Source organism: Micromonospora foliorum (assembly GCF_022229015.1).
GTDB classification, from domain to species: Bacteria; Actinomycetota; Actinomycetes; order Mycobacteriales; family Micromonosporaceae; genus Micromonospora; species Micromonospora foliorum.
Genome location: NZ_JAKKFF010000281.1, coordinates 1 through 24,624, shown reverse-complemented (window position 1 = coordinate 24,624; position 24,624 = coordinate 1). Strand labels below are relative to the sequence as shown.

At 71.8% G+C, this 24,624-nt stretch carries 20 protein-coding genes; 8 read left to right on the top strand and 12 right to left on the bottom strand.

The features are described from left to right. The coding region (locus PSH25_RS20705; RefSeq protein ID WP_502361357.1) for a class III extradiol ring-cleavage dioxygenase family protein at positions 1–435 on the bottom strand (435 nt) is incomplete at its 3' end. 150 nt (positions 436–585) lie between these two features. Between PSH25_RS20705 and PSH25_RS20700 the strand changes: the two genes are divergently transcribed. Both PSH25_RS20700 and PSH25_RS20695 read left to right on the top strand, forming a co-directional pair. Next, on the top strand, positions 586–1,794 hold the full coding sequence (locus tag PSH25_RS20700) for a DUF349 domain-containing protein (RefSeq protein ID WP_238660665.1): 1,209 nt from the start codon (positions 586–588) through the stop codon (positions 1,792–1,794). Positions 1,795–2,254: 460 nt separating this feature from the next. Beyond that, complete coding sequence (locus PSH25_RS20695; protein WP_238660664.1) at positions 2,255–3,838, top strand: cellulase family glycosylhydrolase; 1,584 nt, start codon at positions 2,255–2,257, stop codon at positions 3,836–3,838. Positions 3,839–3,980: 142 nt separating this feature from the next. On the opposite strand, the gene miaB is transcribed toward PSH25_RS20695, so the two are convergent. Continuing rightward, positions 3,981–5,474, bottom strand: a complete 1,494-nt coding sequence (miaB, locus tag PSH25_RS20690) for a tRNA (N6-isopentenyl adenosine(37)-C2)-methylthiotransferase MiaB (protein WP_308193709.1) — start codon at positions 5,472–5,474, stop codon at positions 3,981–3,983. Positions 5,475–5,694: 220 nt separating this feature from the next. Here miaB and PSH25_RS20685 point away from each other — a divergent pair, with 220 nt between their 5' ends. Further along, complete coding sequence (locus tag PSH25_RS20685; protein WP_238660663.1) at positions 5,695–6,603, top strand: alpha/beta fold hydrolase; 909 nt, start codon at positions 5,695–5,697, stop codon at positions 6,601–6,603. Between the two features lie 68 nt (positions 6,604–6,671). On the opposite strand, the gene fxsT is transcribed toward PSH25_RS20685, so the two are convergent. The 6 genes from fxsT to PSH25_RS20650 all read right to left on the bottom strand — a co-directional run bounded on the left by fxsT (position 6,672) and on the right by PSH25_RS20650 (position 15,854). Then, entirely contained in the window at positions 6,672–10,541 is a 3,870-nt protein-coding gene (fxsT, locus tag PSH25_RS20680; protein ID WP_238660662.1) for an FxSxx-COOH system tetratricopeptide repeat protein, read from the bottom strand. Continuing rightward, complete coding sequence (locus tag PSH25_RS20675) at positions 10,538–11,809, bottom strand: TIR-like protein FxsC (protein WP_238660661.1); 1,272 nt, start codon at positions 11,807–11,809, stop codon at positions 10,538–10,540. The genes fxsT and PSH25_RS20675 overlap by 4 nt, the downstream gene beginning before the upstream one ends. Further along, positions 11,806–12,465, bottom strand: coding sequence for a TIR-like protein FxsC (locus tag PSH25_RS20670; RefSeq protein ID WP_238660660.1), 660 nt, complete (start codon positions 12,463–12,465; stop codon positions 11,806–11,808). Before PSH25_RS20670 ends, PSH25_RS20675 begins: the two co-directional genes overlap by 4 nt. A gap of 52 nt (positions 12,466–12,517) precedes the next feature. Then, the gene (locus tag PSH25_RS20665) at positions 12,518–13,342 is read right to left on the bottom strand and encodes an AAC(3) family N-acetyltransferase (protein WP_238660659.1); all 825 of its coding nucleotides are present in this window, start codon (positions 13,340–13,342) and stop codon (positions 12,518–12,520) included. Then, positions 13,326–15,602 carry an FxsB family cyclophane-forming radical SAM/SPASM peptide maturase gene (locus PSH25_RS33710; protein WP_308193707.1) on the bottom strand — a complete coding sequence of 759 codons (2,277 nt, stop codon included), beginning with the start codon at positions 15,600–15,602 and terminating at the stop codon, positions 13,326–13,328. The genes PSH25_RS20665 and PSH25_RS33710 overlap by 17 nt, the downstream gene beginning before the upstream one ends. A 63-nt stretch (positions 15,603–15,665) precedes the next feature. Further along, a complete protein-coding gene (locus PSH25_RS20650; RefSeq protein WP_238660658.1) occupies positions 15,666–15,854 on the bottom strand; it encodes a hypothetical protein in 189 nt (62 codons plus the stop codon). A 166-nt stretch (positions 15,855–16,020) separates the two neighbouring features. Here PSH25_RS20650 and PSH25_RS20645 point away from each other — a divergent pair, with 166 nt between their 5' ends. Then, on the top strand, positions 16,021–16,269 hold the full coding sequence (locus PSH25_RS20645; RefSeq protein WP_238660657.1) for a DUF2277 family protein: 249 nt from the start codon (positions 16,021–16,023) through the stop codon (positions 16,267–16,269). 47 nt (positions 16,270–16,316) lie between these two features. Here the strand turns inward: PSH25_RS20645 and PSH25_RS20640 are convergent, their stop codons facing one another. Together PSH25_RS20640 and selD are read right to left on the bottom strand one after the other, a co-directional pair. Then, the gene (locus tag PSH25_RS20640) at positions 16,317–16,796 is read right to left on the bottom strand and encodes a hypothetical protein (RefSeq protein WP_238660656.1); all 480 of its coding nucleotides are present in this window, start codon (positions 16,794–16,796) and stop codon (positions 16,317–16,319) included. Positions 16,797–17,027: 231 nt separating this feature from the next. Next, on the bottom strand, positions 17,028–18,017 hold the full coding sequence (selD, locus tag PSH25_RS20635) for a selenide, water dikinase SelD (RefSeq protein WP_238660655.1): 990 nt from the start codon (positions 18,015–18,017) through the stop codon (positions 17,028–17,030). A gap of 195 nt (positions 18,018–18,212) precedes the next feature. Between selD and PSH25_RS20630 the strand changes: the two genes are divergently transcribed. The 4 genes from PSH25_RS20630 to PSH25_RS20615 are packed head-to-tail and all read left to right on the top strand — an operon-like array spanning position 18,213 to position 21,629. After that, positions 18,213–18,968 carry an amino acid ABC transporter ATP-binding protein gene (locus tag PSH25_RS20630; protein ID WP_238660654.1) on the top strand — a complete coding sequence of 252 codons (756 nt, stop codon included), beginning with the start codon at positions 18,213–18,215 and terminating at the stop codon, positions 18,966–18,968. A 56-nt stretch (positions 18,969–19,024) separates the two neighbouring features. After that, entirely contained in the window at positions 19,025–19,900 is an 876-nt protein-coding gene (locus tag PSH25_RS20625) for a glutamate ABC transporter substrate-binding protein (RefSeq protein WP_238660653.1), read from the top strand. A 41-nt stretch (positions 19,901–19,941) separates the two neighbouring features. Next, positions 19,942–20,649, top strand: coding sequence for an amino acid ABC transporter permease (locus PSH25_RS20620; RefSeq protein WP_238660652.1), 708 nt, complete (start codon positions 19,942–19,944; stop codon positions 20,647–20,649). Further along, positions 20,646–21,629 (top strand): amino acid ABC transporter permease, encoded by a 984-nt coding sequence (locus tag PSH25_RS20615; protein ID WP_238660651.1) that lies wholly within the window; start codon positions 20,646–20,648, stop codon positions 21,627–21,629. The genes PSH25_RS20620 and PSH25_RS20615 overlap by 4 nt, the downstream gene beginning before the upstream one ends. A gap of 201 nt (positions 21,630–21,830) precedes the next feature. On the opposite strand, the gene rny is transcribed toward PSH25_RS20615, so the two are convergent. Then, positions 21,831–23,597, bottom strand: coding sequence for a ribonuclease Y (gene rny, locus PSH25_RS20610; protein ID WP_238660650.1), 1,767 nt, complete (start codon positions 23,595–23,597; stop codon positions 21,831–21,833). Positions 23,598–24,152: 555 nt separating this feature from the next. Next, positions 24,153–24,624, bottom strand: a 472-nt coding sequence (locus PSH25_RS20605; protein ID WP_238660649.1) for a 3-keto-5-aminohexanoate cleavage protein, incomplete at its 5' end; no start/stop codon positions are given.

Below are 24,624 nucleotides of genomic sequence, written 5' to 3'. Positions count from 1 at the left end.
GAGCGCGGCCAGCTCGGCCGGGCCGGCGTCGGCGGCCACCTGCACGGCGGTCACCGGCGGTCGGGCGTCGTGGCGGGCCAGCAGCCACGCGCCGATGGTCAGGCTCAACGGCAGCACCGCGCCCCGGTCCGGTTGGCCGGGCACCAGCGGCACGTCCAGGTCGACACCCCAGGGCTGGAGGGAACCGGTCGCCGGGGTGCGGATCGGGCCGGTCACCGGGCCGGTGCCCAGCAGGAGCAGAATGTCCGGATCGGCGGCCAACAGCCGGCGTACGGCGGTGTCACAGGCCGCCCGCAGATCGTCCAACTCGGGGGCCGCCGAGCCGGCCACCTCGGGCACGAGCAGGGGCGGATGCGGGCAGACGGCGGCGGCGACCAGGGGCACCCGTTCACCGTAGCGGGAATCCCCGGTGCGTCTCCGCGCCGATCCGGTCATTCGGCCCCTAGGACACCGTATGGTCACGGTCGGCGATAGGCGCTCGACGCGGACCGGGTCGGACCTGTGACAATGCCGGAAGCAACTTGGCTGCGCCGTGGCGGCGACGGGGGATCGATCCCTCGACGCCGGGAGAACGAGGATGGGCACATGAGCGACTGGACTGCCTTCGGACGGGTGGACGCGGACGGCACCGTGTACGTCAAGACCACCGAGGGCGAGCGGGTGGTCGGATCCTGGCAGGCGGGAGCACCGGAGGAGGGCCTGGCTCACTTCGCCCGTCGCTTCGCCGACCTGGTGACCGAGGTGGACCTGACCGAGGCGCGACTCAAGTCGGGTGCGGCGGACGCCGGGCACTCGTTGAGCACGATCCGGCGGATCCGCACCACGCTGCCCGAGGCCAACGTGGTCGGCGACATCGACGCGCTGGCCGCACGCCTGGACAAGCTGGCGACCCTCGCCGAGGAGAAGGCCGGCGAAGCGCGCGCCGCCCGGGACGCCGCTCGCGGCGAGGCCCTGGCCCGCAAGACCGCGCTTGTCGAGGAGGCCGAGAAGCTGGCCGCCGAATCCACCGGGTGGAAGACCGCCGGGGACCGGCTCAAGGAGATCCTCGACGAGTGGAAGACCATCCGCGGGGTCGACAAGAAGGCCGACGGTGAGCTGTGGAAGCGGTTTGCCGCCGCCCGGGACGGCTTCACCCGCCGCCGTGGCGCCCACTTCGCCTCCCTGGACTCGCAGCGCAAGCAGGCGCAGACGGTCAAGGAGGAGCTGGTCGCCGAAGCGGAGAAGCTCCAGGAATCCACCGACTGGGCTGCCACCGCCAACCAGCTCAAGGATTTGATGACCCAGTGGAAGGCCGCTCCGCGCGCCTCCAAGGAGGCCGAGCAGAAGCTCTGGGAACGGTTCCGGGGTGCGCAGGACGCCTTCTTCAGCCGGCGCAGCGAGGTCTTCTCCGCACGGGACAACGAGCAGCGCGGCAACCTGGAGCGCAAGCAGGCCCTGCTCGCCGAGGCCGAGGCGTTGGACATCGACGCCGACCCGAAGGGCGCCCAGGCCAGGCTGCGGGAGATCCAGGCCCAGTGGCACGAGGCCGGCCGGGTGCCCCGCGAGGCGGCTGCGGGTCTGGAGCGCCGACTGCGCGTCATCGACGACAAGGTCCGTGACGTGATGGACTCGGCGTGGCGCCGCACCACCAAGGAGGACAACCCGCTGCTCGCCCAGATGCGGGCGCAGGTGGCGGAGGCCGAGGAGCGGCTGGCCCGGGCGCAGAGCGCCGGGGACGCACGCCGGATCAAGGAGGCTGAGCAGGCCCTCGCCTCCAAGCGGCAGTTCCTGCAGCTCGCCGAGCAGGCCGGCTGAGCTGACGACGTCGGGAGCCCCCGGTCCCTCGCGGGACCGGGGGCTCCCGCGTGCCCGGTCCCACGAGCGACCGGGCGCGGGTGTGGGCGCCCGGGGCCGTCAAGGTCACGCTCGATCCTGGATGTGGTGGCCACGAAGCGCCGGGATGCCACTACATCCGTGTTCCAGCGCGATCATGCAGGGGCGCGGCGCGCAGGACGGGCGGGGCGGGCGGGCAGGTTGACGCATCGACGCGGGCTGATCAGAATGAGCGACGGAGCCAGGTAGGGCCACCGGCACGAGGGCGACGAAGGCGGAACATCCGCCGTCGAGGGTCGCCGGTGAGCTTCCGTGAGTGACCACGTCCGCGTGACATGGGCCGTCGCGCACTGTCCGCGTACCCCTGGGGGACCGTGACGTGCGGACGGCCGCCCGCCGGCGTCGTCTCTGGACGGCGCCGGACCTCCGAAGTGGAGCTCGAATGTTCCGTCCCAAAGCTCTCGGCGGCGCGCTCACTGCGCTCGCCACCGTCGCGTCCGGCGTGTTCCTCGCCGCCGCCGTCAGCACCAGCCCGGCCGTTGCCGCCGGCACCGGCACCGGTTATCTGCACACCAGCGGCAACCAGATCGTGGACAGCACCGGTGCCACGGTCCGGCTGACCGGTATCAACTGGTTCGGCATGGAGACCGACAACAAGACCTTTCACGGGCTGTGGTCGAACAACCCGTGGCGGGGACAGCTCGACACGATGGCCCGGCTGGGTTACAACACGTTGCGGGTGCCGTTCTCGAACGACGCGCTGAAGCCGGGTGCGACCGCCAGTGGGATCAACGACTTCGTCAACCCGGACCTGATCGGGCTGTCGCCGTTGCAGATCCTGGACAAGGTGATCGACTACGCCGGCAGCAAGGGCATGCGGATCATCCTGGACCGGCACCGGCCGACGGCGGCCGGGCAGTCGCCGCTCTGGTACACGTCGACGGTCTCCGAGGCGACCTGGATCAACGACTGGAAGATGCTCGCCCAGCGGTACGCGGGCAACCCCACGGTGATCGGCGCCGACCTGCACAACGAGCCGCACGCGGAGGGCACCAACCCGGCCGCCACCGGGGCGTGCTGGGGCTGTGGCGACACCACCCGGGACTGGCGGCTCGCCGCCGAGCGGGCCGGGAACGCCATCCTCGGTGTGCAGCCCAACTGGTTGATCTTCGTGGAGGGGGTGAGCTGCCCGAGCGGCGGTCTCTCCAACGTCTGGGACGGCGACACCAGCAACGACGAGGACTGCGGTTGGTGGGGTGGCAACCTGTCCAAGGCGGGCCAGTTCCCGGTCCGGCTGAGCGTGGCGAACCGGCTGGTCTACTCGCCGCACGAGTACGCCACCTCGGTGTACCGGCAGACCTGGTTCGACGCCCCGGACTACCCGGCGAACATGCCGGCCATCTGGGACAAGTACTTCGGTTACCTCTACAAGCAGAACATCGCCCCGATCATGATGGGCGAGTTCGGCAGCACCCTGGTCGACCCGAAGGACAAGGTGTGGCTGGAGAAGCTGATGGCGTACACCGGCACCGGGGTGACCGGGATGTCCTTCACCTACTGGTCGTGGAACCCCAACTCGGGTGACACCGGCGGCATCGCGTTGGACGACTGGACCAACATCAACACTGCGAAGCAGGCGATCCTCCAGCCGTACCTGATCGCGCCGTCCGGTGGCGGCACCAGCGGGCCGCCGACCGGTGGGCCGACGGACCCGCCGACCGGCGCCTGCACGGCCACGTACCGGCAGGTCAACGCCTGGCAGGGCGGCTTCCAGGGCGAGTTGACCGTGAAGAACACCGGCTCGGGCGCGGTGAACCCGTGGTCGGTCACCTGGAGTTGGCCATCCGGGGTGACGCTGGGCAGTGGCTGGAACGCCACCGTCACGCAGTCCGGCACCACGGTCACCGCGGCCGCTCCGAGCCACGCCCCGTCCCTGCCGGCGGGCGGGTCGGTCACCGTGGGCTTCACGGCCAACGGCACCGCCAGCGCGCCGGGCACGGTGAAACTCAGCGGCACCAGCTGCTGAACCACCGGGACGGCCGGTGCGCACCGCATCGGCCGCGAGCAACGTCGAGTCCGTCGTGACGGCGGGCGCCGGCGCCGGTCGGATCACCGTCTGACTCAGTCCTTCGCGGAAGGGCCCCTCGTCCAGGGGCCCTTCCGTGCGGTCAGTGGGTGGCGCAGCCAGCGACGGGGGCAGCCGCGACCGGCGGCGCGCCGATCGTCGGCAGACCGAGCAGAACGCCAGGGGTACGCGGGGAGCGACCCGCCTCGGCCGCGTCGCCGGCCCGGGTGCGCCGGTGCGCCACCGGCGCACCGTCGGCGTTGAGGTGGTGCGGTGCGGCGTACGTGATCGTGGTGTGCACGATGTCGCCCGGCCGGATCTGACCGGCCAGCGACTCCCCGCCGGCGGTCTCGGTCGCGAAGTGCACCAGTCGACCGTCGCGGGCCCGACCGGACATCCGGCCGGTCCGCTCGTCCTTGCGGCCCTCGCCGACGGCGACCAGCACCTCGACGGTCTCCCCGACGAGGCGCTTGTTCTCCGCCCAGGTGATCTCCTCGACGCATGCGATCAACCGCTCGTAGCGCTCCTGCACGACCTGCTTGGGCAACTGGTCGTCCATGGTCGCGGCGGGGGTGCCGGGCCGCTTCGAGTACTGGAAGGTGAAGGCCGAGGAGAACCGGGCCTCCCGGACCACGTCCAGGGTGCGCTGGAAGTCGGCCTCGGTCTCACCGGGGAAGCCGACGATGATGTCGGTGGTGATCGCCGCGTCCGGCATCGCCGCGCGGACCTTCTCGATGATCCCCAGGTAGCGCTCGGACCGGTAGGACCGGCGCATCGCCCGGAGCACGTCGTCCGAGCCGGACTGCAACGGCATGTGCAGCGAGTGGCAGACGTTCGGCGTCTCGGCCATCGCGGCGATCACGTCGTCGGTGAAGTCCTTCGGGTGCGGGCTGGTGAACCGGACGCGCTCCAACCCGTCGATGTCACCGCAGGCCCGCAGCAGCTTGCCGAACGCGTACCGGTCGCCGAACTCCACGCCGTACGAGTTGACGTTCTGCCCGAGCAGGGTCACCTCCAGCACGCCCTCGTCGACCAGGGCGCGCACCTCGGAGAGGATGTCACCGGGGCGCCGGTCCTTCTCCTTGCCGCGCAACGCCGGCACGATGCAGAACGTGCAGGTGTTGTTGCACCCCACCGAGATCGACACCCAGCCGGCGTACGTGGACTCGCGGCGGGTGGGCAGCGTGGACGGGAAGACGTCGAGGGACTCCAGGATCTCCACCTCGGCGGCGGCGTTGTGCCGGGCCCGCTCCAGCAGCACCGGCAGCGCGCCGATGTTGTGGGTGCCGAAGACCACGTCCACCCAGGGCGCCTTGCGGACGATGTCGCCCCGGTCCTTCTGGGCGAGGCAGCCGCCGACCGCGATCTGCATCCCGGGGTGCTTGTCCTTCACCGGGCGCAGGCGACCGAGGTTGCCGTAGAGCCGGTTGTCCGCGTTCTCCCGCACCGCGCAGGTGTTGAACACGACGATGTCCGGGGTGTCGTCGGTCGGCACCGCGCGCACGTAGCCGGCCTGTTCGAGCAGGCCGGAGATCCGCTCAGAATCGTGCACGTTCATCTGGCAGCCGTACGTCACGACGTTGTAGGTCCTAGCCACCCTCTTGGTGCCCCTTCCCCTCGGGCTACCAGGGTAGCGGCCCGTTCGGGGGGCCCCACCCACCGGCATTGACCCGCCGGCCCATGGCGGGCATCCACGACGGGCAGTACGCTGCACAACAAGAATGTGTTCTGGGCGATTTCGGGGGCTTTGCACTCGGCGCCGACGATGCGCGGCTCCGTTCACGGGGGAGCACATGACGACCCGCGGGAGGCCAACCGTGACGCGACAAGATGCGACACAGCGCACCGTCACGACCCCGGACGGGCGGCGCCTCGCGGTGGAGACCTCGGGCGCGCCGGACGGGCCGGCGGTCTTCCTGCTGCACGGCACCCCGGGCAGCCGCAGCGGCCCCCGGCCCCGGGGCATCGTCGTCTACCGCCTCGGTGTGCACCTTGTCTGCTACGACCGACCCGGGTACGGCGACTCCGACCGGCACGAGGGTCGGCGGGTCGCCGACGCCGCGGCCGACGTGGCGGCGATCGCCGACGACCTCGGCATCGACCGGTTCTCGGTGGTGGGTCGTTCCGGTGGCGGGCCACACGCCCTGGCCTGCGCCGCGCTGCTGCCGGACCGGGTCACCCGGGCCGCCGTGCTGGTGGGGCTCGCCCCGGCCGGCGCACCCGACCTGGACTGGTACGCGGGCATGGCGGAATCGAACGTGGAGGACTACGGGCAGGCCGACGAGGATCTGGCCGAGCTCACGCTCAACCTGAAGGTTCGCGCGGACGAGGCCCGCCGGGACCCGATGACACTGCTGGACTTCCTCCGCCCCCAACTGCCCGACGAGGACATCCGGGTCGTCGACGACGTCGCGATCCGTCGACTGCTGACCGACATGTACTCCGAGGCGCTGCGACACGGCCCCGAGGGTTGGATCGACGACGTGTTGGCGATCCGGCGCGGCTGGGGGTTCGACCTGGGCGCCATCCGCGCGGAGGTCCGGCTCTGGCACGGCGAGCAGGACCGCTTCTCCCCGGTGGAGCACTCCCACTGGCTCGCCTCGCGGATCCCGCGCGCCGAGGTGCAGGTGCAGCCCGGCGCCGCGCACTTCGGGGCGGTGGAGATCCTGCCGCAGACCCTGGCCTGGCTGGCCACGCCGGACCTCGCCACCAGCCCGCGCCTCTGAGCGTCCGGCCGGCACGGCCAGACCGGCGGGCGGCCCGGACACCCGACCCCGCCCGCCGGACGACCCGGTCAGATCGTGTGGGGGTCGATCACCCGGACCACGAACCGCCGCTCGCGCAGGGTCTGCACGGTGGGATGCTCCACGCCGATCACCTCGGCCAGCCGGTCGGCCACGACGCCGACGTCCTCGGCGGGAGCGCCGTCGCCCGCGCGCCGCGACACCAGGGCCAGATCGCCGAGGCAGCGCAGCGTGTCGGGGTGGTCCGCGCCGATCACCGCGGCCAGCCGGCCGGCGGTCTCCCGCAGCCGGTCCCGCGCCGACTCCCAGTCACCCTCCTCGGCGAGGCACACCGCCTGGTTGACCTCCGCCGCGAGGGTGTGTGGGTGGTCCGGCCCGAGCACCTTGCGCAACTCGCCGACCGCGCGGGCCGCCGACGCCAGCGCGTCCGACCTGCGGCCGAGCGCGCGCTCCGCGGCCGAGATGTTGCTCACCGTCGCCAGGGTGTGCGGGTGCTCCGGGCCGAGCCGGAGCTGCTCCTCGAACGCCTGACGCACGGCGGTCATCTCGGTCAACGCCCGAGCCGCGTCGCCGACGGCCAACAGGTTCGCCGCCCGACTCGACCGGCACGCCACCGTGTCCGGGTTGTCCGGACCGAAGCGGTCGTCGAGCTCGCGGTAGGCCGTCTCGAACATCGGCGCGGCCTCGCTGCCCCGACCGCAGCTACGCAGGGACACCGCCAGGTTGACCTGAGCGGCCAGGCTCTGGCCGTCGTCCGGCCCGAGCACCTCGCAGTACGTCTCGTACACGGTGCGCAGCAGGGTGGCCGACCTCTCGTACTCGCCGGCCTCCCGCAGGTCGCTGCCGAGCCGCACGGCGGAGACCAGCGTGTAGGGATGCGTGGGGCCGAGCACCAGCCGCCGCCGCTGGTGCACCTCGTCGTCCCACCTGCGGGCCGACCGGTAGTCGCCGACCAGCCGGTACGAGACGGCGAGGTTGTTGGCCGCGCTCAACGTCCGAGGGTGGTCCTCGCCGAACACCTGGAGCCAGGAGGCGTAGGTGGACCGGTCCCGTTCCAGGGCCTCGGCGTAGCGGCCGAGCGCCCGCAGGTCACCGCCGAGACTGCCGGCGGTCATCAGACTGTGCGGGTGCAGCGGGCCCAGCAGTCGGCGTTGCTCGGCCAGCACCGCCTCGTCCAGGTCCCGGGCCTCGTCGAACCGGCCCAGGCTGCGCAGGATGTTCGCCCGGTTGAACCGCAGGTGCAGCAACTGTCGGCCCAGCGCCGACGCCTCCACCTCGTCACGCGTGTCGCCGAGCCGAGCGCTCCAGGTGTCGTCCACCTCCTGGCTGAACGCGTCGGCCTGGTCCAGACCACCGCGCTGCCACAGATAACGGACCCGGTCGATCAGCAGCTGACACACCGCCTCGTCCGGGCAGGTCAACGCCTCGGACACCTCCAGGTGCGGCCAGAGCATGCGCAGCCGGGCCCAGGTGGTCGGGTCGTCCACGTCGCCACGGGGCCGGGACGCGGCCAGCACCAGGTGCACCTGGTGTCGGGCGGCGGTGATCTCGTCGTCGGTCATCCGGTCGCGGACCACCGCCTGCAACAGCCGGTGCACCTGGACCCGACCGCCCTGGACGTCCAGTTTGAGCAGTGCCAGGCGGTTGATCTGCTGGACCAGGGCGCCGCGCACCAGCCGCTCCGACACCGACGGGTCGAACGGCACGAGGGCCGCCGCCATCTCGTCGCTGTAGATGAGTTCGAGGGCGATCTCCGGGGCCAGCACCGAGCAGAGCTGCAACAACCGGTACGCGGCGGGCGCCTGCTCGAGCAGCCGGTTTAGCGACAGGTCCCAGGTCGCCTCCACGGAGAGGGCGCTGGGGCCGTGCCGCTCGATCTGCCGCAGGTAGTCGGCGACCGACGTGCCGGTGTCGGCGAGCCAGGCGCCCGCCGCGGCCACCGCGATCGGCAGGTCGCCGAGCGCCTCGGCCACCCGGTCGGCCTCCTCGGCGCTGATCGTGGGCACCCGCTGGGCGAGGTGCGCCACGCTCTCGGTGCGGTCGAAGACGTCCACCTGGATCGGGTTGGCCCGGTCACCCCAGGCACGGTTGCGGGAGGTCAGCAGGACGTGCCCGGGACCCTGCGGCAGGAAGGGCTCGATCTGGTCGAGCTCCTCGGCGTTGTCCAGCACGACGAGCCACCGCTCGTACGGCTCACCACGGCCGAGCACCTGGAGGACCGACCGGACCGTGTCGGGAAGGGTCGGCCCGACGAGGATGCCGAGGCGACCGGCGAGGTCGGCGAGGGCGGTGTCGACGAACTGTGGCGGGTCCGCCACGATCCACCAGACCACGTCGTACGCCGCCTTGAACCGGTGCACGTACTCCAAGGCCACCTGCGTCTTGCCGACGCCGCCCATGCCCTGCAGGGCGACCGGCAGCACCACCGCGCTGCCCCCGCTCTGCAACTGCGCGCGCAGCCGGGCCAGGTCGTCCTCCCGGCCGGTGAACCGGGCGTTCCGGTTGGGGGCGTTGAAGATCAACGGCTCGGTGCCGGGGTAGCGGGTGGCGCCGGCCGCCGGCCCGTCCGCCGACGACGGCACCGGCCGGCCGACCAGCCGCAACACCCGCTCCACGGCGGTCGCGGCGCTCACGTTGACCAGGTTGGTGGAACTCTGGGCGGGGAACTCCGCCAGTGGGCGCAGGTCCGCGACGTACACGGCCAGGGCCGTGGAGCCGGTGCTCGTGTCCCGGTCGGGCAGACCACCCGACGGCGTCGCCACGTAGGCCGGCGAGACCACGGTCAGCGTGCGCGGGGCCGGTGTGCCGGCGGACCCGACGGCGGCCACGGGCTCCACCACCCGCAGCCCGGCCGAGCTGAGCACCCGCTCCAGCCACTCGGCCCAGATGGCGTCCTCCGGCGCGTACCGGAGCACGATCTGGTCGTCGATCGCCTCGGTGCGCCGGCGGAACCGGGCCTTGCCCCGCTCCCGTACCGACTCGTCCATCACCGGCAGCGCCGTCACCGCGCCGTCGGTGAGGATCCCGGTCAACGTCTCGAACGCGGCCAGCAGCGACGTCGGTGAGCCCGGCGGATCGCCGAACGTGGCCAGGGTCTCCTCGTACGCGTAGAACGGTCGGTAGGGGACCTCCACCGCGGCCCAGTACCGCCGCCGTTCCGCCTCGGTCATGCCGGCCGGCAGCCCGGCGAACCGGCGCATGGCAAGCAGGCGACCCGCCTCGGCCCGCTCCTTCTCGGCCTGGTCGACCCGCATCGGCACCGGCAGGACCCGGATGTCGCGCCGCCGGTACCGGTCCCGCACCGAGTGCGCCACCCGGGCCGCGCCGTCGATGCCCTGGTCGCTGAGCGTGAAGCAGTCGACCAGGGTGTCCGGTAGGTGCAGGGTGCAGATGTCGGCGACGTCGCTCAACCCCGTCCGGCTGTCGATCAGGGTGAAGTCGTACTGGCGCTTCATGTCCGCGCGCAGCGCCTCGAAGAACTGCGCGCCGCCCAGCCGGTTGTAGAAGTTGTCCCAGTCCAGGCCGCTCACCGAGACGGCGTAGTCGCTGTTCTGCCTGCCGGCGGAGAGGAAGTCGAGGCCGCCGCCGTCGGGGAAGTTCCAGCGCAGCGAGAACGCGTGCCGCCCCACCCGGGCGTACTGCTCCATCCAGCGGTCCGGCCGGTCGTCGACCCGGGTGGTCTCCCACTCGTAGTCGCGGATCATGTCGATCACGCCGCTGGTGCCCTGGATCGCCTCGGCGTCGAGGAACGGGTGGAAGAAGCGGTGCAGACCTGGTGACTCGAGGTCCCAGTCGGCGACGAGCACCCGCCGGCCGCTGGCCGCCAGGATCCAGGCCACGTTGGCCAGCGCCATCGTCCGGCCCGTCCCACCCTTGAACGAGTAGAAGGTGACGACCTGGCCTTCGCGATCGTTGTTCATCGGTTTTCTCCGTGGGGACGCGGTGGGGCCGGATCATCAGGCGGGGACGCGGGGTCGGTGGAAACGGTCGAGCCGGCGGCGGGCAGGCCGTCACGCAGGCTCGGCACCGGCTCGGGCGGTGGTTCGAAGGGGACGACCGGGCCGTACTTGAGGAACTGCCGGCGCGCCTCGGTGACCAGCGCCGGCATCAGGTCGACGAACTCCGGCATGTTGCACGCGCGTTTCACCTGGGGCAGACCGGCGTCGTGCAGCAGTTGGGTCACCTCGGTGGCCCAGCGGGTGGCGTCCTGGGTGTCGTCGTCGTCGGTGACCACCAGCGGAACGACCCACTCGCGCAGGCCGTGCAGCATGCGGGCGAGGAGCCCGGCCGCGTCCGGCGCCGCCGCGATCCACGGGTCGACAAGCAGCACGGCGGGCCGCCGATCGAGCAACGCGGAGGCCTGCGCGAAGTCCTCGGTACGGGCCGACAGCCCGAGCCGCTCGGCGGTGCTGACCGCGTACTCGGCGGCGGGCAACTGCTGGCTGCGCCCGTACGGCCGCCAGAGTCGGCCACTGGTGGCGTAGCCGGCGGGGTCGCGATCGGTCGGCAGCCGGTCCCGGGTCGGGGCCAGGACGGCGACGACGAAGTCCGGGTCGGTCGGCGCCGGACGGACGACCTCGTCCAGGCCGGGCGCCCGGGACGGGCCCATCGGTCGCCGTTCGGCGGTGTGCACGATCCGGCTCGCCAGGCGGCTCAGCAGCAGCTCGTACTGGGCCCGGTAGGAGGCCAGCATGCAGAACGCGCGCAGGCCGTCCGCGGCGTACTCCGGGACGTCCCGGCCCAGGTCCAGGGCGCCGTCCAGCTCCGGGTGGGCCTCCCACGGGGGGAACGGGATCCACAGCACCGGGGTGAGGTGGCCGGCGGTGAGCCGGGCCGGCCCGGCGGCGGCCAGCCGGGCCCGGAAGGACTCCTGCTCCCCCAGCGCCCAGGGGCGACTGAAGTAACCGGGTGAGTAGAGCGGGACGAAGACCTCGGCGTCACCGAGCGCCTCGGCGAGCGCGGCCTTCCAGTCGGCGCCCAACGGGATGTGCTGGTCGAAGAAGCCGATCCGCATCCCGGCCACCGGTCGGGCCTGGCGCCGCACCTCGTCGGTCAGGTCGGCGAAGAACTGGCCGACCCAGACGTCGGCGTCGGCCCGGGCGCCCGGCGGCGGCGCCGAGTGGGCGTAGCTCAGGAAGAAGTACGTCCCGCGCGCCCCCGGTCGACGCCGGCCCGTCGGCGGCCTCACTCCGACTCCTCGGCGAACCGGTTGCACAGCTCGTCGACGCTCGCCGGCACCCAGGGTTCGACCAGGTACGACCGGTGGATGGCCACGATCCGTTGGGCGAGCCGCCAGACCACCGCCCGGTACGCGTTCTCCCACTGCATGGTCAGCAAGCCGTAGACCCCGTCCCGCTGGTAGTGCACCGCGATGTCGGGATCCGGCATCGCGGTCGGGGTGAAGCGCTGGATGTCGCGGAGCACCCGGGGCAGTGCCGTGCCGTTCGTCGGCGACCAGGTGACCGGCACGATCGCCGTCTCGTGGACCGAGGCGGAGCTGTGTCGCGGGGTGATCCGTCGGCGGGAGAACGCGTCCCACTCCCGGCCGCACCAGTCGCTGCCGAGCAGCGCGCTGGAGACCAGCGGAACGAAGACCTGGCAGGTGCCGGCGGCCTGGAGCAGCTCCGGGCTCCAGCGTTCGCCGCCGGCGATGGAGCTGTCCAGGAAGCCGGCGTCCACTCCGGTCACCGGGCCGACCAACTCGCTGACGTGGACGGAGAGGTCCTCGAAGAAACGCGAGACGTACTCGGCGGGTTTGCCGGTGGCTCGGCCGACCGGCGCCCGCGAGTAGCTGATGAAGAAGAGCGGGGCGCGTACCTGGGAGGGTGCGTCCACTGTGCTCACCGCTGCCCCTCCGCCCTCCCCACGCGGCCGGAACATCAGCGTAGTCCCCGCGTCAACGTTGCGCCGCCAACCGGTTCGTGGCGAACCAGCCAGTCGCGAAGTCGACAGTGGCCCGCGCCGGCAGCAGGCGGGCGCTGGCCCGCCCCACCCGGCCGTGCCGCACCAACGAGGTCGCGTCGAGCGCGGCACCCACCGTCGGGAAGTCCCCGTCGTCCAGGTCGAGAGCCCGGAAGTCGAGGCGCACCCGCCGCCCGTCGACGAGCCGGAAGCAGCGGTAGTCGCGCTCGGGCGCCGGCACCGGCAGCCGGTACTCGGCCAGGTGCAGGACGCTGCACGCCTCGTAGCCGAGGCCGAGCAGCAGGATCTGCCCGTCCGCCGCGTAGAGGCCGCCAACCGGTGAGCGTTCGCCCAGGTGGCAGGTGAGGTCATGGCCGTCGGTGAGCTGCCGGGCCCGAGGGCCGAGCGCGGCGAACGAGGTCTGTGGATGGTCACTGCGCGCGGCACCGGGGGTGCACCGGACGTACTCGGCGAGCGCACCCATCCGCTGGGAGGGGGTGGTCCGGCGGTCCCAGCCCGGCAGCGTTGCCTCGTACCGCTCGCGCTGCGCCCGGTCCATGCCCGCGGTGGCCGCCAGGTGGGCCCGGGAGGTGGTCGAGTTGCCGTCGGTATGGGTGGGCACCAGCAGCGTGCCGGCCGGGCCGAGGACGTCGCGCAGCGCGCCGGCGAGGGTCGCCGGGCCGTGCTCCAACGGGCCCACCCGACGGAGGCCGCAGTGCACCAGCAGGCACACCCCCGGGCGTACGCCCAGTGCCCGCAGGTCGTCGGCGAGGCGGGGACGGCCCAGTCCGGGCAGTGGCTGCTCATCTGGACCCGACACGGGTCTCCTCCAGGGCGTGGCGCAGCTGGCCGACGAACCGCTCACCCGCCGCGGTGAGCGACCGGCTGGCCAGCAGCGCGTCGACGCCGTCCCGGGTCCACCCCAGGAAGTGGGCCGCGTGCGCCGACGCGTCCGGCTGGTCGGTGGCCGCCCGGGACTGCCAGACCTGGGTGACGGCGAGGTGGGCGTACACCCCCTGGAGGACGCCCTCCGGAGGTCGCGGGTCGGGGCGCCACGGCACCCGGATCCGGCTGCCGTGGGCGGGTTCGACCAGGTCGTACAGGTCGAGCACCGCACCCAGCTTCGCGTGCTGCCACTCGTGCACGAGCAGCACCGCCATCGTCTCCGGGTCGGGGTGCGGGGTGACGGCGACCGCCCCGAACGCGTGCCGGGCGGTCGCGCTCCGCAGGGGTCGCGCCGGGTCGGGCGCCAACGGGACGACGGCACGCAGACCGCCGTCGAGCGCCGCCGCGTGCGCCGGCACGTCCCGGTGCACGACCCGCCAGGCCTCCGCCAGGGTACGGCCCAACGCCCGCGCCGCCGGAACCTCCAGGCGGGACTCCACCGGCTGGCCGTAGCAGTCGCGGTACGGGTCGCCGTCCTCCAACAGCAACCGGCCACCGGGCACCGACACGTCGCGCGTCGGAAGCCAGCCGGTCGACGGCAACGCCAACGGGTCGAGGAGCACCGTCTGCTCGACCGACCCACCCCGGACCTGGAACTCGCCGGGTCGGACGCTCACCTCGGCGCTCTCCCCCAGGCCGGGCAGCACCAGTCTGCCGAGCGAGGGCAACGTGATCGCGTCGGCCCGCACCGGCACCTGCAACGTGGCCGGGACGCCGGCCAACAGGGCCGCGGCGATGGCGAGGGCCGGCAGTGGGTCGACTGCCACTCCGAGGCCGGGCGGGGCCGACGAGTCGAGGCGGTGCACCAGCCCGGGCCGGACGAAGGGGTGCGCCAGGACCGCCCGGACCGCCTCCGGCGCCGTCTGGTCGAGGTGGACGAGGAGGTCCCAGGCGGCCGTGGCGCCGGACCGGTCCCGGCCGGCCGCGAGCAGCGCCCGGGTGATGGAGAGCTGGGTGGCGGCGAGCAGCGCGAGCGTCGACGCCGACCCGTGCCCGGTCGCCAGGTCGTCCAGCAGCTCGTCGACGGGCGAGGTGGCGGACCTTTCGCCCGACGCGAGTGGGCTGGGCGGCGGGTAGGCGTCCACGGTGTCGATCAGGCTGAGCAGGTCGGCGCAGTACACCGAGGGGTTGTCGAAGCCGGAGCCGGTGCGCCAGCGGTGGGCGTACAGGCCGCCGCCGCACCGGTCGACCACCGGGCAGGCCCGGCAGGTCGCGCAGAGCCCGTCCACGCCGTCCTGCCGGACGGCGACCCCGGGGTGCCGTGCGACCTCGTCCACCGACTGGTCGAACACGTCGAACCCGGTGTCGGCCGCGCCGTGGTACGCGGTCTTCAGCGAGTCGACCTGCTCCCAACTGCCGTCCGCCTCGATGACCAGCACGTCGGCCGGCGCGAGGCCGAACGCCTCGGTGCCGCCGCCACCCGGTCGCAGCGCCTCGAACATCCGGATCGACATCGGGCGCCCGTCGTCCACCCAGCGCCGGTGAATCCGCCCCAGCCAGTCCGCGTACGGGGTGCGGGCGGGGCCGGGGTGCTCCGGGGGGTGGTCCCAGGTGGCGTGCGGCAGCAGCAGGTCGACCCGGGGCGGGCTCTCGGCCAGCAGCGCCTCGTACACCCGGTCGGGGTCGTTGCGGACGTCGATGGTGCAGAGGATGCCGGCGTAGCTGGCGCGGTGTTCCGGCCGCCGGAGCAGGGCCAGCGCCCGCCGGACCTGGTCGTGGCTGCTGCCGCCGTGGGCGAAGACCCGGTGGCGGTCGTTGGCGGCGCGGTCGCCGTCGAAGGACACCCCGACCCGCACGTCGTACTCGACGAACAGCCGGCACAGCTCCTCGTCGAGCAGCACGCCGTTGGTCTGCATGCGCAGGTCGAGCCGCGTCCAGGGGGTGATGGCGGTGCGCAGCTCGGCCAGCACCTCCCGCAACCCGGCGGCGCCCAGCAGCAGCGGCTCACCCCCGTGCAGCACCACGTGCACGATCGGCAACCCGTGCTCGCGGGCGTGCTCGGCGATCCGCCGGGCGGCGGCCTGGACCGTGGCCGGTGGCATCCGCGCCGGACGGCCGCGCCAGGTCTGGTCGGCGTGCTGGTAGACGTAGCAGTGGTCGCAGCTGAGGTCACAGCGGCTGTGCACCTTCAGCACGAACTGGCTGATCCGCCGGCACGATGCGCCCACTCCGGGTGGACCGCACCGGCAGACCATCACTCAGATGGACGAGTTGAAGGCGGCGACGGCCACGATGCCGGACGGCACGGAGTCGTTGGTGACGACGCGCCTGCGCACCGCCTCGATCAGATCGGCGTGCTCGACGGCGATCCGTTCCAGCGGGGTGTGCAGGCTACGCGTGAGATCGTCTAGGTAGGGACGGGATGAGCGGGCGGGGGCATGGTCCACAATGAGTCTCCGGGGGCCCGGGGCGCTGGGAGCGCGAGCGGCGGCTGTGGCTCGAACGGCTCTGGTCCGTGACCAGGATAGACAAATATCGACCCAGTGTCACCGTCGGTACCATTGCCCGCACGCCGAGTGGCAGGCCGCGGTGGTGGCCGGAGGAGGAGCTGACATGTGCCGGAGCATCAAGACGCTGCGTGAACCGTTCACCCCGCAGGTGACCGACGCGGACGTCGAGGCGGCGGCGTTGCAGTACGTCCGGAAGATCTCTGGCTTCCGGGCGCCCGCCGCGCACAACGCCGCCGCGTTCGACGCCGCGGTGGCCGCCGTGGCCGAGGCGACGCGCACCCTGCTCGACCAACTGGTGGTGCGGGGTGCCGGAGCGGGCACCCCGGACCGGTCGGCCACCGCCGCCGGCTGATCGCGCCCACCGGCACGGCACCCGGCCGGGCCTGACCCCGGAGAGGGTCAGGCCGCGGCGAGCGCTGGGGCGACCGTGTCCGGCGCCCAGCGCGAGCGGTGGCACTGCGACCAGCCCCGACAACCCGGGTCGCCCAGCGAGCAGAGCCGCAGCCTGCTGAGCACCTCGCCGTCGTCGGTGTCCCGCACGTCGAAGTGCACCGGACGGACCGTGCCGTCCGGGGCGACGAGCAGGTGCCGGCCCGCGTCGAGCGTGTCGTCGCGCAACAGACAGTTGCGGCCCAACAATCGGGCCAGCGCGGCGATGCTGGCGTGCTCGGAGAGCTGCTCGGGCACCCCGTAGCAGTCCACCACCGTCGCGAACTCGCCCGGCGCCTGCCAGACGTCACACACCACCGCGTACGCCGGCAGCCGCGCCGGGTCGGCCGCCGCCAACGGCATCACCACCCGACCAAGCGCCTCGGCCAGCGCCGGGTAGACCTCCACGGGTTGAGCCCCGTCGATTCTCCAGTTCCACAGCTCGGTCATTCCGCCTCCTCGCTGCGTTCGTCCCCACCGGCCTCCGGATCGGGCCTTACACACGATGGTGGGGGGCATTTGACCCCAGCCGGGGGCAAGTTACCGGTCTGTGACCATTCCGGGCAAAATTTCCCTGAGCGGCATTGCTCGGAGTAGCGGGAAGGTGACAGTTTATCGGGTATGGTGCGCCATCCGCACCACCGCCACCGCGTGTCCTGCCGCAGGTCCAACCGCCCTCGGTCAGCGCAGGACGACCAGGTGCTCCCCCCGGGGCAGCAGCTCGCCCACCACGGGAGCGCCCGGCACCTCGCCGGCGACCAGCAGGCCACCGGAGGTCTGCGCGTCGGCCAGCAGCAGCCGCACGGCCTCGTCCGCCGCGCCGAAGTCGGTCCACGGGGTCACCCAGTCCAGGTTGCGTCGGGTGCCGCCGCTGACGAACCCGTCGCGCAGCGCCTCGCGCGCGCCGGCCAGGTAGGGCACCCGGGCGGTGTCGATGGCCACCGTGACCCGGCTGGCCCGGGCCAGCTTCGAGGCGTGCCCGAGCAGCCCGAACCCGGTCACGTCGGTGCCGCACCGGATGCCGGCGGCGACCGCCGCACGGGCCGCGTCCCGATTGAGCGCGCTCATCGAGGCCACCGCCTCCGGAAAACTCTCACCGGTCGCCTTGTGCCGGGTGTTCAGCACACCCACCCCGAGCGGCTTGGTCAGCGACAACGGCACCCCGGCCCGCCCGGCGTCGAGGGTGATCAGCTCCTCCGGCCGGACCGTGCCGGTGACCGCGAGACCGTACTTCGGGCCGTCGTCGTCCACGCTGTGCCCGCCGGCCAGGTGACAGCCGGCCTCCCGCGCCACGTCCTGGCCGCCGCGCAGGACCTCGCCCGCCAACTCCATCGGCAGCACGTCGCGCGGCCAACAGAGCAGGTTGAGCGCGACCAACGGGGTGCCGCCCATCGCGTACACGTCGGAGAGCGCGTTGGCCGCGGCGATCCGACCCCAGTCGTACGCGTCGTCGACCACCGGTGTGAAGAAGTCGGCGGTGCTGACCAGGCCGGTCCGCTCGTCCAGGCGCACCACCGCGGCGTCGTCGCCGTGATCCAACCCGACCAGCAACTCCGCGGTGCCGGTCGCCGGGCCGAGACTGGCCACCATGATCTCCAGCTCGCCCGGTGGGATCTTGCAGGCGCATCCACCGCCGCGGGCGTACTTGGTCAACCGTACGGGTTCGGTCATCCCCCCATGATCTCGACATGGCGTCACGATCGCCACCGTGACCACCCAGCCGGTGACCAAAATCGGACGCCCGAGAACGATCGTGACCGGTGTTACCGCTCCGTGACCCGCTGGGTTGCGTTCTGCCACATCAGGCCGCCTACAGTGGCCGCACCGGGGGTCAACCGACCCCGATCCGGGAGACGACAGGGGACGGTGGACGACGTGACGACGGGCGAACCGCTCATCGTGCTGGACGCGGTCAACAAGTGGTTCGGGCCGCTGCACGTGCTGGACGACGTCTCGCTGTCGGTGGGTCGGGGCGAGGTGGTCGTGGTGATCGGCCCGTCCGGCTCCGGCAAGTCGACGCTGTGCCGCACGATCAACCGGCTGGAGCCGATCAACTCGGGCACCATCACCTTCGACGGCCAGCCGCTGCCGGCCGAGGGCAAGCCCCTCGCGAAGCTGCGCAGCGAGGTGGGCATGGTCTTCCAGTCCTTCAACCTCTTCGCGCACAAGACCATCCTGGAGAACGTCACCCTCGGCCCGATCAAGGTCCGCAAGGAGAAGCCGGCCGCCGCCCGCGAGCGCGGCCTGGCCCTGCTGGACCGGGTCGGCATCGCCAACCAGGCGGACAAGTTCCCGGCCCAGCTCTCCGGCGGCCAGCAGCAGCGGGCGGCCATCGCCCGGGCGTTGGCCATGCAGCCCAAGGCGATGCTCTTCGACGAGCCGACCAGCGCCCTGGACCCGGAGATGGTCGGCGAGGTGCTCGACGTGATGACCTCGCTGGCCAGCGACGGCATGACGATGGTCGTGGTGACCCACGAGATGGGCTTCGCCCGGCACGCGGCGAACCGGGTCATCTTCATGGCCGACGGGCAACTGGTCGAGGACGCCCCACCGGCGGAGTTCTTCGCGAACCCGCGCAGCGAGCGGGCCCGAGACTTCCTCTCCAAGATCCTCACGCACTGAGCGTCCGTAGTGGAGCGCGCCGTACTCGGTGGGCTCCGTTGAAGAAGGAGAAGAGTATGCGTATCAAGCGCGTTGCGGCAGTCGCCGCGGTCGCCGCTCTGGCGCTCGGCCTCACCGCCTGTGGTGGCGACGACGGCGGGGACACCGGTGCTGGCAGCAAGTCCTTCACCGCCGGCACCACCATGGAGAAGCTGAACAAGGCCCAGAAGATCAAGGTCGGCACCAAGTTCGACCAGCCCGGCTTCGGCCTGAAGGGCCTCTCCGGCAAGCCGGAGGGCTTCGACGTCGAGATCGCCAAGATCATCGTCAAGGAGCTCGGCATCCCCGAGGACAAGATCGAGTGGGTCGAGGCCCCCTCGAAGGTCCGCGAGGACGTGATCGTCAACGGCACGGTCGACCTGGTCGCCGCGACCTACACGATCAACGACAAGCGCAAGGAGCGGATCGCCTTCGCAGGCCCGTACTACGAGGCCGGCCAGAACATCCTGGTCAAGAAGGACGACACGACCATCACCGGTCCGGACTCGTTCAAGGACGGCACCAAGAAGGTCTGCTCCGTCACCGGCTCCACCCCGGCCGAGACGATCAAGCAGTACGTCAAGGACGTCGGCACCCAGCTGGTGCTCTTCGACACCTACGACAAGTGCCGGGACGCCCTCAAGGGTGGCCAGGTCAACGCCGTCACCACGGACAACGTGATCCTGCTCGGCTACATCGCCAAGGACGAGGCGTCGTTCAAGCTGGCCGGCAGCAACTTCACCAAGGAGCCGTACGGCATCGGGGTGAAGAAGGAGGACGCGGACTTCCGCAGCTTCATCAACGACACGCTGGACAAGGCGGTCGCCGACGGCAGCTGGAAGAAGGCCTGGGACAGCACCGCCGGCAAGTTCGGCGCGGAACTGGGCTCGGCGCCCACCATCAACCGCTACTGATCTGATCCTTCGATCTGGAGGGTGGGGAGGAACACCGACCCGTGAACGTGCTCATCGACAAGTTCGACGTCTTTGCGGGTGGTTTCTGGCTCACCCTCCAGATCTGCATACTCGCCGCGATCGGTGCCCTCGTTCTGGGCGCCATCGTGGCGGTGCTGCGCATCTCACCGGTGCCCCCGCTCCGCGCGCTCGGCACCAGCTACGTGAACGTCTTCCGCAACATGCCACTGACCGTGGTGATGTTCTTCGCCGCGTTCGGCCTGCCGGCCCTCGGCTCCAACGCGGACTTCCTCCGCATCCCGCTGCTCGACTCGCTGTTCACCCGACTCGGCACCGACCTGCCGTACTTCCGGTTCGCGCTGATCGCCCTGGTGCTCTACACCGCGGCGTTCGTCTGCGAGGCGCTGCGGTCCGGGGTCAACGCGGTGCCCGCCGGCCAGGCGGAGGCGGCGCGGTCACTGGGTCTGACCTTCGGGCAGAACCTGCGCCACGTGGTGCTGCCGCAGTCCTGGCAGGCCTCGATCGTTCCGCTCGGCTCGGTGATCATCGCGATGATCAAGAATTCGGCGCTGGCCGGCTTCTTCGGTGTCGTCGGTGACCTGTCGGCCACGGCCGACCAGCTCACCGGCGCCGAGGGCTACGCCTTCATCCCGGTCGCCATCGGCATCTCGATCGGCTACCTGATCATGACCGTGCCGCTCGGCGCCCTGCTGGACCGGATCGAGAAGCGACAGGCGGTGGCCCGATGAGTCAGCAGACCAGCGTCCTCTACGACGTCCCCGGGCCGCGGCAGCGGCGGATCACCCTGATCAGCAGCATCGCCGCCGGAGTCGTCCTGCTCGTCGGGGCCTACTTCCTGATCTACCAGCCCCTGGATGAGAAGGGCCAGCTCTCGATGGAGCTGTGGGGGCCGCTGGTCGACCCCTCCAACGAGAACTTCTCCCAGGTGTGGGATCGGATCGCCCTCGGCTTCAAGAACACGCTGATCGCGGCGGCGCTGGCCATCGTGGCCTCACTGGTGATCGGCACCCTGCTCGCCATCCTGCGGATCCAGCTCAAGAGCCTGACCCGGCTCCGGTTCACCGGCATGGCAACGCCGGTGGCCTACCTGCTGCGTGGGGTGAGCACCCTGCTGTCGGCGATCACCCGGGTCTGCGTCGAGGTGTTCCGCGGCCTGCCTGTTGTGATCACCATCTTCTTCGTGGCCCGCGGCTTCCCCGAGTTCGGCCTCTACTTCGACAACCTCTGGTACCTGGTCATCGGCCTCACCATCTACAACTCGGTGGTGATCGGCGAGATCCTCCGCTCCGGTATGGAGGGGCTGCCGGGCGGTCAGGCGGAGGCCGCCGCCGCCATCGGGCTCTCCCCGGCACAGACCACCCGGATGATCCTGCTGCCGCAGTCCTTCCGGATCATGCTGCCGGCACTGATCAGCCAGCTGGTCGTGGTGCTCAAGGACACCTCGCTGGGGTTCATCATCAGCTACGAGGAGACCCTGAACATCGGCAAGCAGATCATCGGCGTGCTGGGCAACCCGATCCAGGTCTACGTCGTGATCGCCGTGCTCTTCATCGTGGTGAACTACTCGCTGTCGAAGCTCGCCCAGTACGTCCAACGGCGGCTCGCCCGGGGTCGCAAGACCGCCAACACCCCGGCCCAGAACCCGCCGCCGGCGGCCCTGATCTCCCAGGCCGAGGGCGGCGGCGGAGGCGGCGGCGGCGCCGCCTGAGCGACGTCACACCGACCAGAAGGCCCGAAGGCCGCCCCGAGCAACTCGGGGCGGCCTTCGGTCATCTGCGCGGGTTGTGCGTGTCGCGCCGTTCCGAGCGCGGCGGCTGCGGGAGGGTGGATCGACTCGGTTTTCAGGAAATCGCGGTGTTCCGACGCGTGCGACCCACCGATTTCCAGGAAGCCGAGTCGATCAAACGACTCAGCGGGCGATCTCGGTGACCCGGGACTCGCGGACCACGGTGACCCGGATCTGACCCGGGTAGGTCAGCTCCTCCTCGATCTGCTTGGCCACGTCGCGGGCCAGCACGGCCGCCCCGATGTCGTCGACGTCGTCCGGCTTGACCATCACCCGGATCTCCCGGCCGGCCTGCATGGCGAAGACCTTGTCCACGCCGAGCTTGCCGGCCGCGATCTCCTCGATCCGCTCCAGCCGCTTGACGTACGCCTCCAGGCTCTCCCGACGCGCGCCCGGCCGACCACCGGAGCAGGCGTCGGAGGCCTGGGTGAGCACGGCCTCGATGGTCTGCGGGGGAACCTCGTTGTGGTGCGCCTCGATGGCGTGCACCACGTCCTCGTGCTCCCCGTACTTGCGGGCCAGGTCGGCGCCGATGATGGCGTGGCTGCCCTCCACCTCGTGGGTGAGCGCCTTGCCGATGTCGTGCAGGAACGCCGACCGCTTGATGATCGGCACGTCCAACCGCAGCTCGGCGGCCATGATGCCGGCGATGTGGGCGGTCTCGACCAGGTGCTTGAGCACGTTCTGCCCGTACGAGGTGCGGTAGCGCAGCCGGCCGAGCAGGGTCACCAGCTCCGGGTGGATCTCGGTGATGCCGACCTCGACCAGGGCGTCCTCGGCGGCGCGGAGACAGAGCTGCTCCACCTCCTGCCGGGCCAGGTCGTAGACCTCCTCGATCCGGTGCGGGTGGATGCGCCCGTCCAGCACCAGCTTCTCCAGGGTCACCCGGCCCACCTCCCGACGGACCGGGTCGAAGCAGGAGAGCAGCACCGCCTCTGGGGTGTCGTCGATGATCAGGTTGACGCCGGTCACCGACTCGAAGGCGCGGATGTTGCGCCCCTCCCGGCCGATGATCCGCCCCTTCATCTCGTCACCGGGCAGGTGCAGGACGCTGACCACGCTCTCCGCGGTCTGCTCGCTGGCGACCCGCTGGATCGCGTCCACCACGATGTGTCGGGCGCGCTGCTCGGCCGTGTTGCGCGCGTCGGACTCGATGTCCCGGACGAGTAGCGCCGCTTCCCGTTTGGCCTGCGTCTCGATGGCCTCGACCAGCTCCAGTCGCGCGGAGTCGGCGGTCAGCCCGGCGACCCGCTCCAGCTCCCGACGGCGCAGCTCCTCCGACTCGGTCAGCTCGATCTCCCGCTGGGCGAGCGCGGCCTCCCGGGCGGCGAGGGCGGCCTTCGCGGCGGTGAGCTGACGCTCCCGCTCGGCGAACCGCTCCACCTCCTCGGTGTGCATCCGCTCCCGCTCGTCCATCCGAGCTGCCCGACGTTCCACCTCGGCGGCCTGCTCCCGGGTGGTGGCGGCCAGGACCGCGACCTCCCGCTCGCCGCTGCGCCGGGCTGCCGTGCGCAACTGCTCGGCGTCCGCCTCGGCCTGCTTGTGGGCCCGCTCCAGCACGGTGTCCGCCTCGGCCCGGGCGTCGTCGAGGACCCGACGCGCCTCGGCGCGGGCCGCCTTCGCCTCGGCCTTCGCCGCCGCCGCCTCGGTACGGGCCGCTGCAGCCGCGGACTTCGCCACGTCGATCGTGCTGTTCGCCTCGTCGGCCGCGGTCCGCAGGGCAGCCAGGGACTGCTCCTGGCGGTCCTTCTCGGCGATGAAGGCGGGATCCTCCGGAGCCGGCGCGGCGCCCATCCGGCGCAGTGTCCGGATGCCGACCAGCACGGCCCCGATCACCACCACCGCGAGGACGAGGACGGCCGCGAGGAGCACGAGGTCGAACGCGTTCATGCCGGGACCCCGTCGGGTCTACCGATGAACCTGTGCCGCCGCCCCGCCATGGCCGCCTCCCCTAACGTCGAGACCGCAGCGACCGTGCCGGGGGCACACTCCTGCGGCTGTGGACGCCCGACCGGAGCGGCTGGCCGTGGGTAGCTTTCTCCGCCGGCGGTGCCCGTGGGCAGCGTCGGCGACCGGGTGCAGTTGTCGCAGCGTTCCGGACCGGCCTGTCCGGAACTGCCGCCAAAGGCCGCGGAGTCGGCCAAAGTGATGCTGTTCTGTTACGCGATCTATGTTGTGCGCTTAGCCTGCGCTGGTCGGGCAATGTGAGCCTGTATGGCGAGGCTAGGTCGCCGGGGGTGCTCTGGTCAAGGACTCATGATCAAACCCCCCGAACGGAGAGAAGTTGAACCGTCACCCCGCGCTGATATCGCGCCGGACAGGAGGGGACAAACTCCGCGAGGTGTGCTGCCCACTGGACGTGTCGGGCCTGCTCAGCCCCACCCAGCCGGCTGTCGGGCGGGGTCGACGACCGAGCGAGGTGTGACCCATCCGTCTTCTCCGCCGTCAGCTGGCCCCGGCCGCCACCGCTGCCGAAACCAGCGCCGCGTTGTCCGCAGCGGGTGAACCGTCCGGCAGGGTCAGGGTGTCCTCGAGCCCGATTCGGGTGTGCAAACCCCGGCGTACCGCCTCGGCGAGGACCGGCCAGGTCGCCGGACCCTCGGCGTGCAACAGCACCGACGGCGCGTCCGCCGGCAGCGCGGCGAGAACCCGGGAGGCGTCGGCCAACGCGACCGCCACGTCCTCGGCCATGCACTCGACCAGCACCCGCCCGGCCGGCACCCGCCACCTCCGGTACGCCGCGACCGCGTCGAGCGTCCACAGCCCCGCCTCGACGAGCACACCGCGCTCGTGCAGGGCGGCCGCGACCGCCTCGGCACCGGGCTCGTGCGCGTTGACCGAGGCGAAGTCGGGCAGCACCGACCAGGCCCGGACGGCGGCCACCCGGGCAGCCGGATCCGGCGAGATCCAGGCGCCG

Coding starts and splice junctions, on each gene's coding strand:
- PSH25_RS20700 (WP_238660665.1), top strand. CDS start 586: ATGAGCGACTGGACTGCCTTCGGACGGGTGGACGCGGACGGCACCGTG.
- PSH25_RS20695 (WP_238660664.1), top strand. CDS start 2,255: ATGTTCCGTCCCAAAGCTCTCGGCGGCGCGCTCACTGCGCTCGCCACC.
- fxsT (WP_238660662.1), bottom strand. CDS start 10,541: ATGAACAACGATCGCGAAGGCCAGGTCGTCACCTTCTACTCGTTCAAG.
- PSH25_RS20645 (WP_238660657.1), top strand. CDS start 16,021: ATGTGCCGGAGCATCAAGACGCTGCGTGAACCGTTCACCCCGCAGGTG.
- PSH25_RS20640 (WP_238660656.1), bottom strand. CDS start 16,796: ATGACCGAGCTGTGGAACTGGAGAATCGACGGGGCTCAACCCGTGGAG.
- selD (WP_238660655.1), bottom strand. CDS start 18,017: ATGACCGAACCCGTACGGTTGACCAAGTACGCCCGCGGCGGTGGATGC.
- PSH25_RS20625 (WP_238660653.1), top strand. CDS start 19,025: ATGCGTATCAAGCGCGTTGCGGCAGTCGCCGCGGTCGCCGCTCTGGCG.
- PSH25_RS20615 (WP_238660651.1), top strand. CDS start 20,646: ATGAGTCAGCAGACCAGCGTCCTCTACGACGTCCCCGGGCCGCGGCAG.
- rny (WP_238660650.1), bottom strand. CDS start 23,597: ATGAACGCGTTCGACCTCGTGCTCCTCGCGGCCGTCCTCGTCCTCGCG.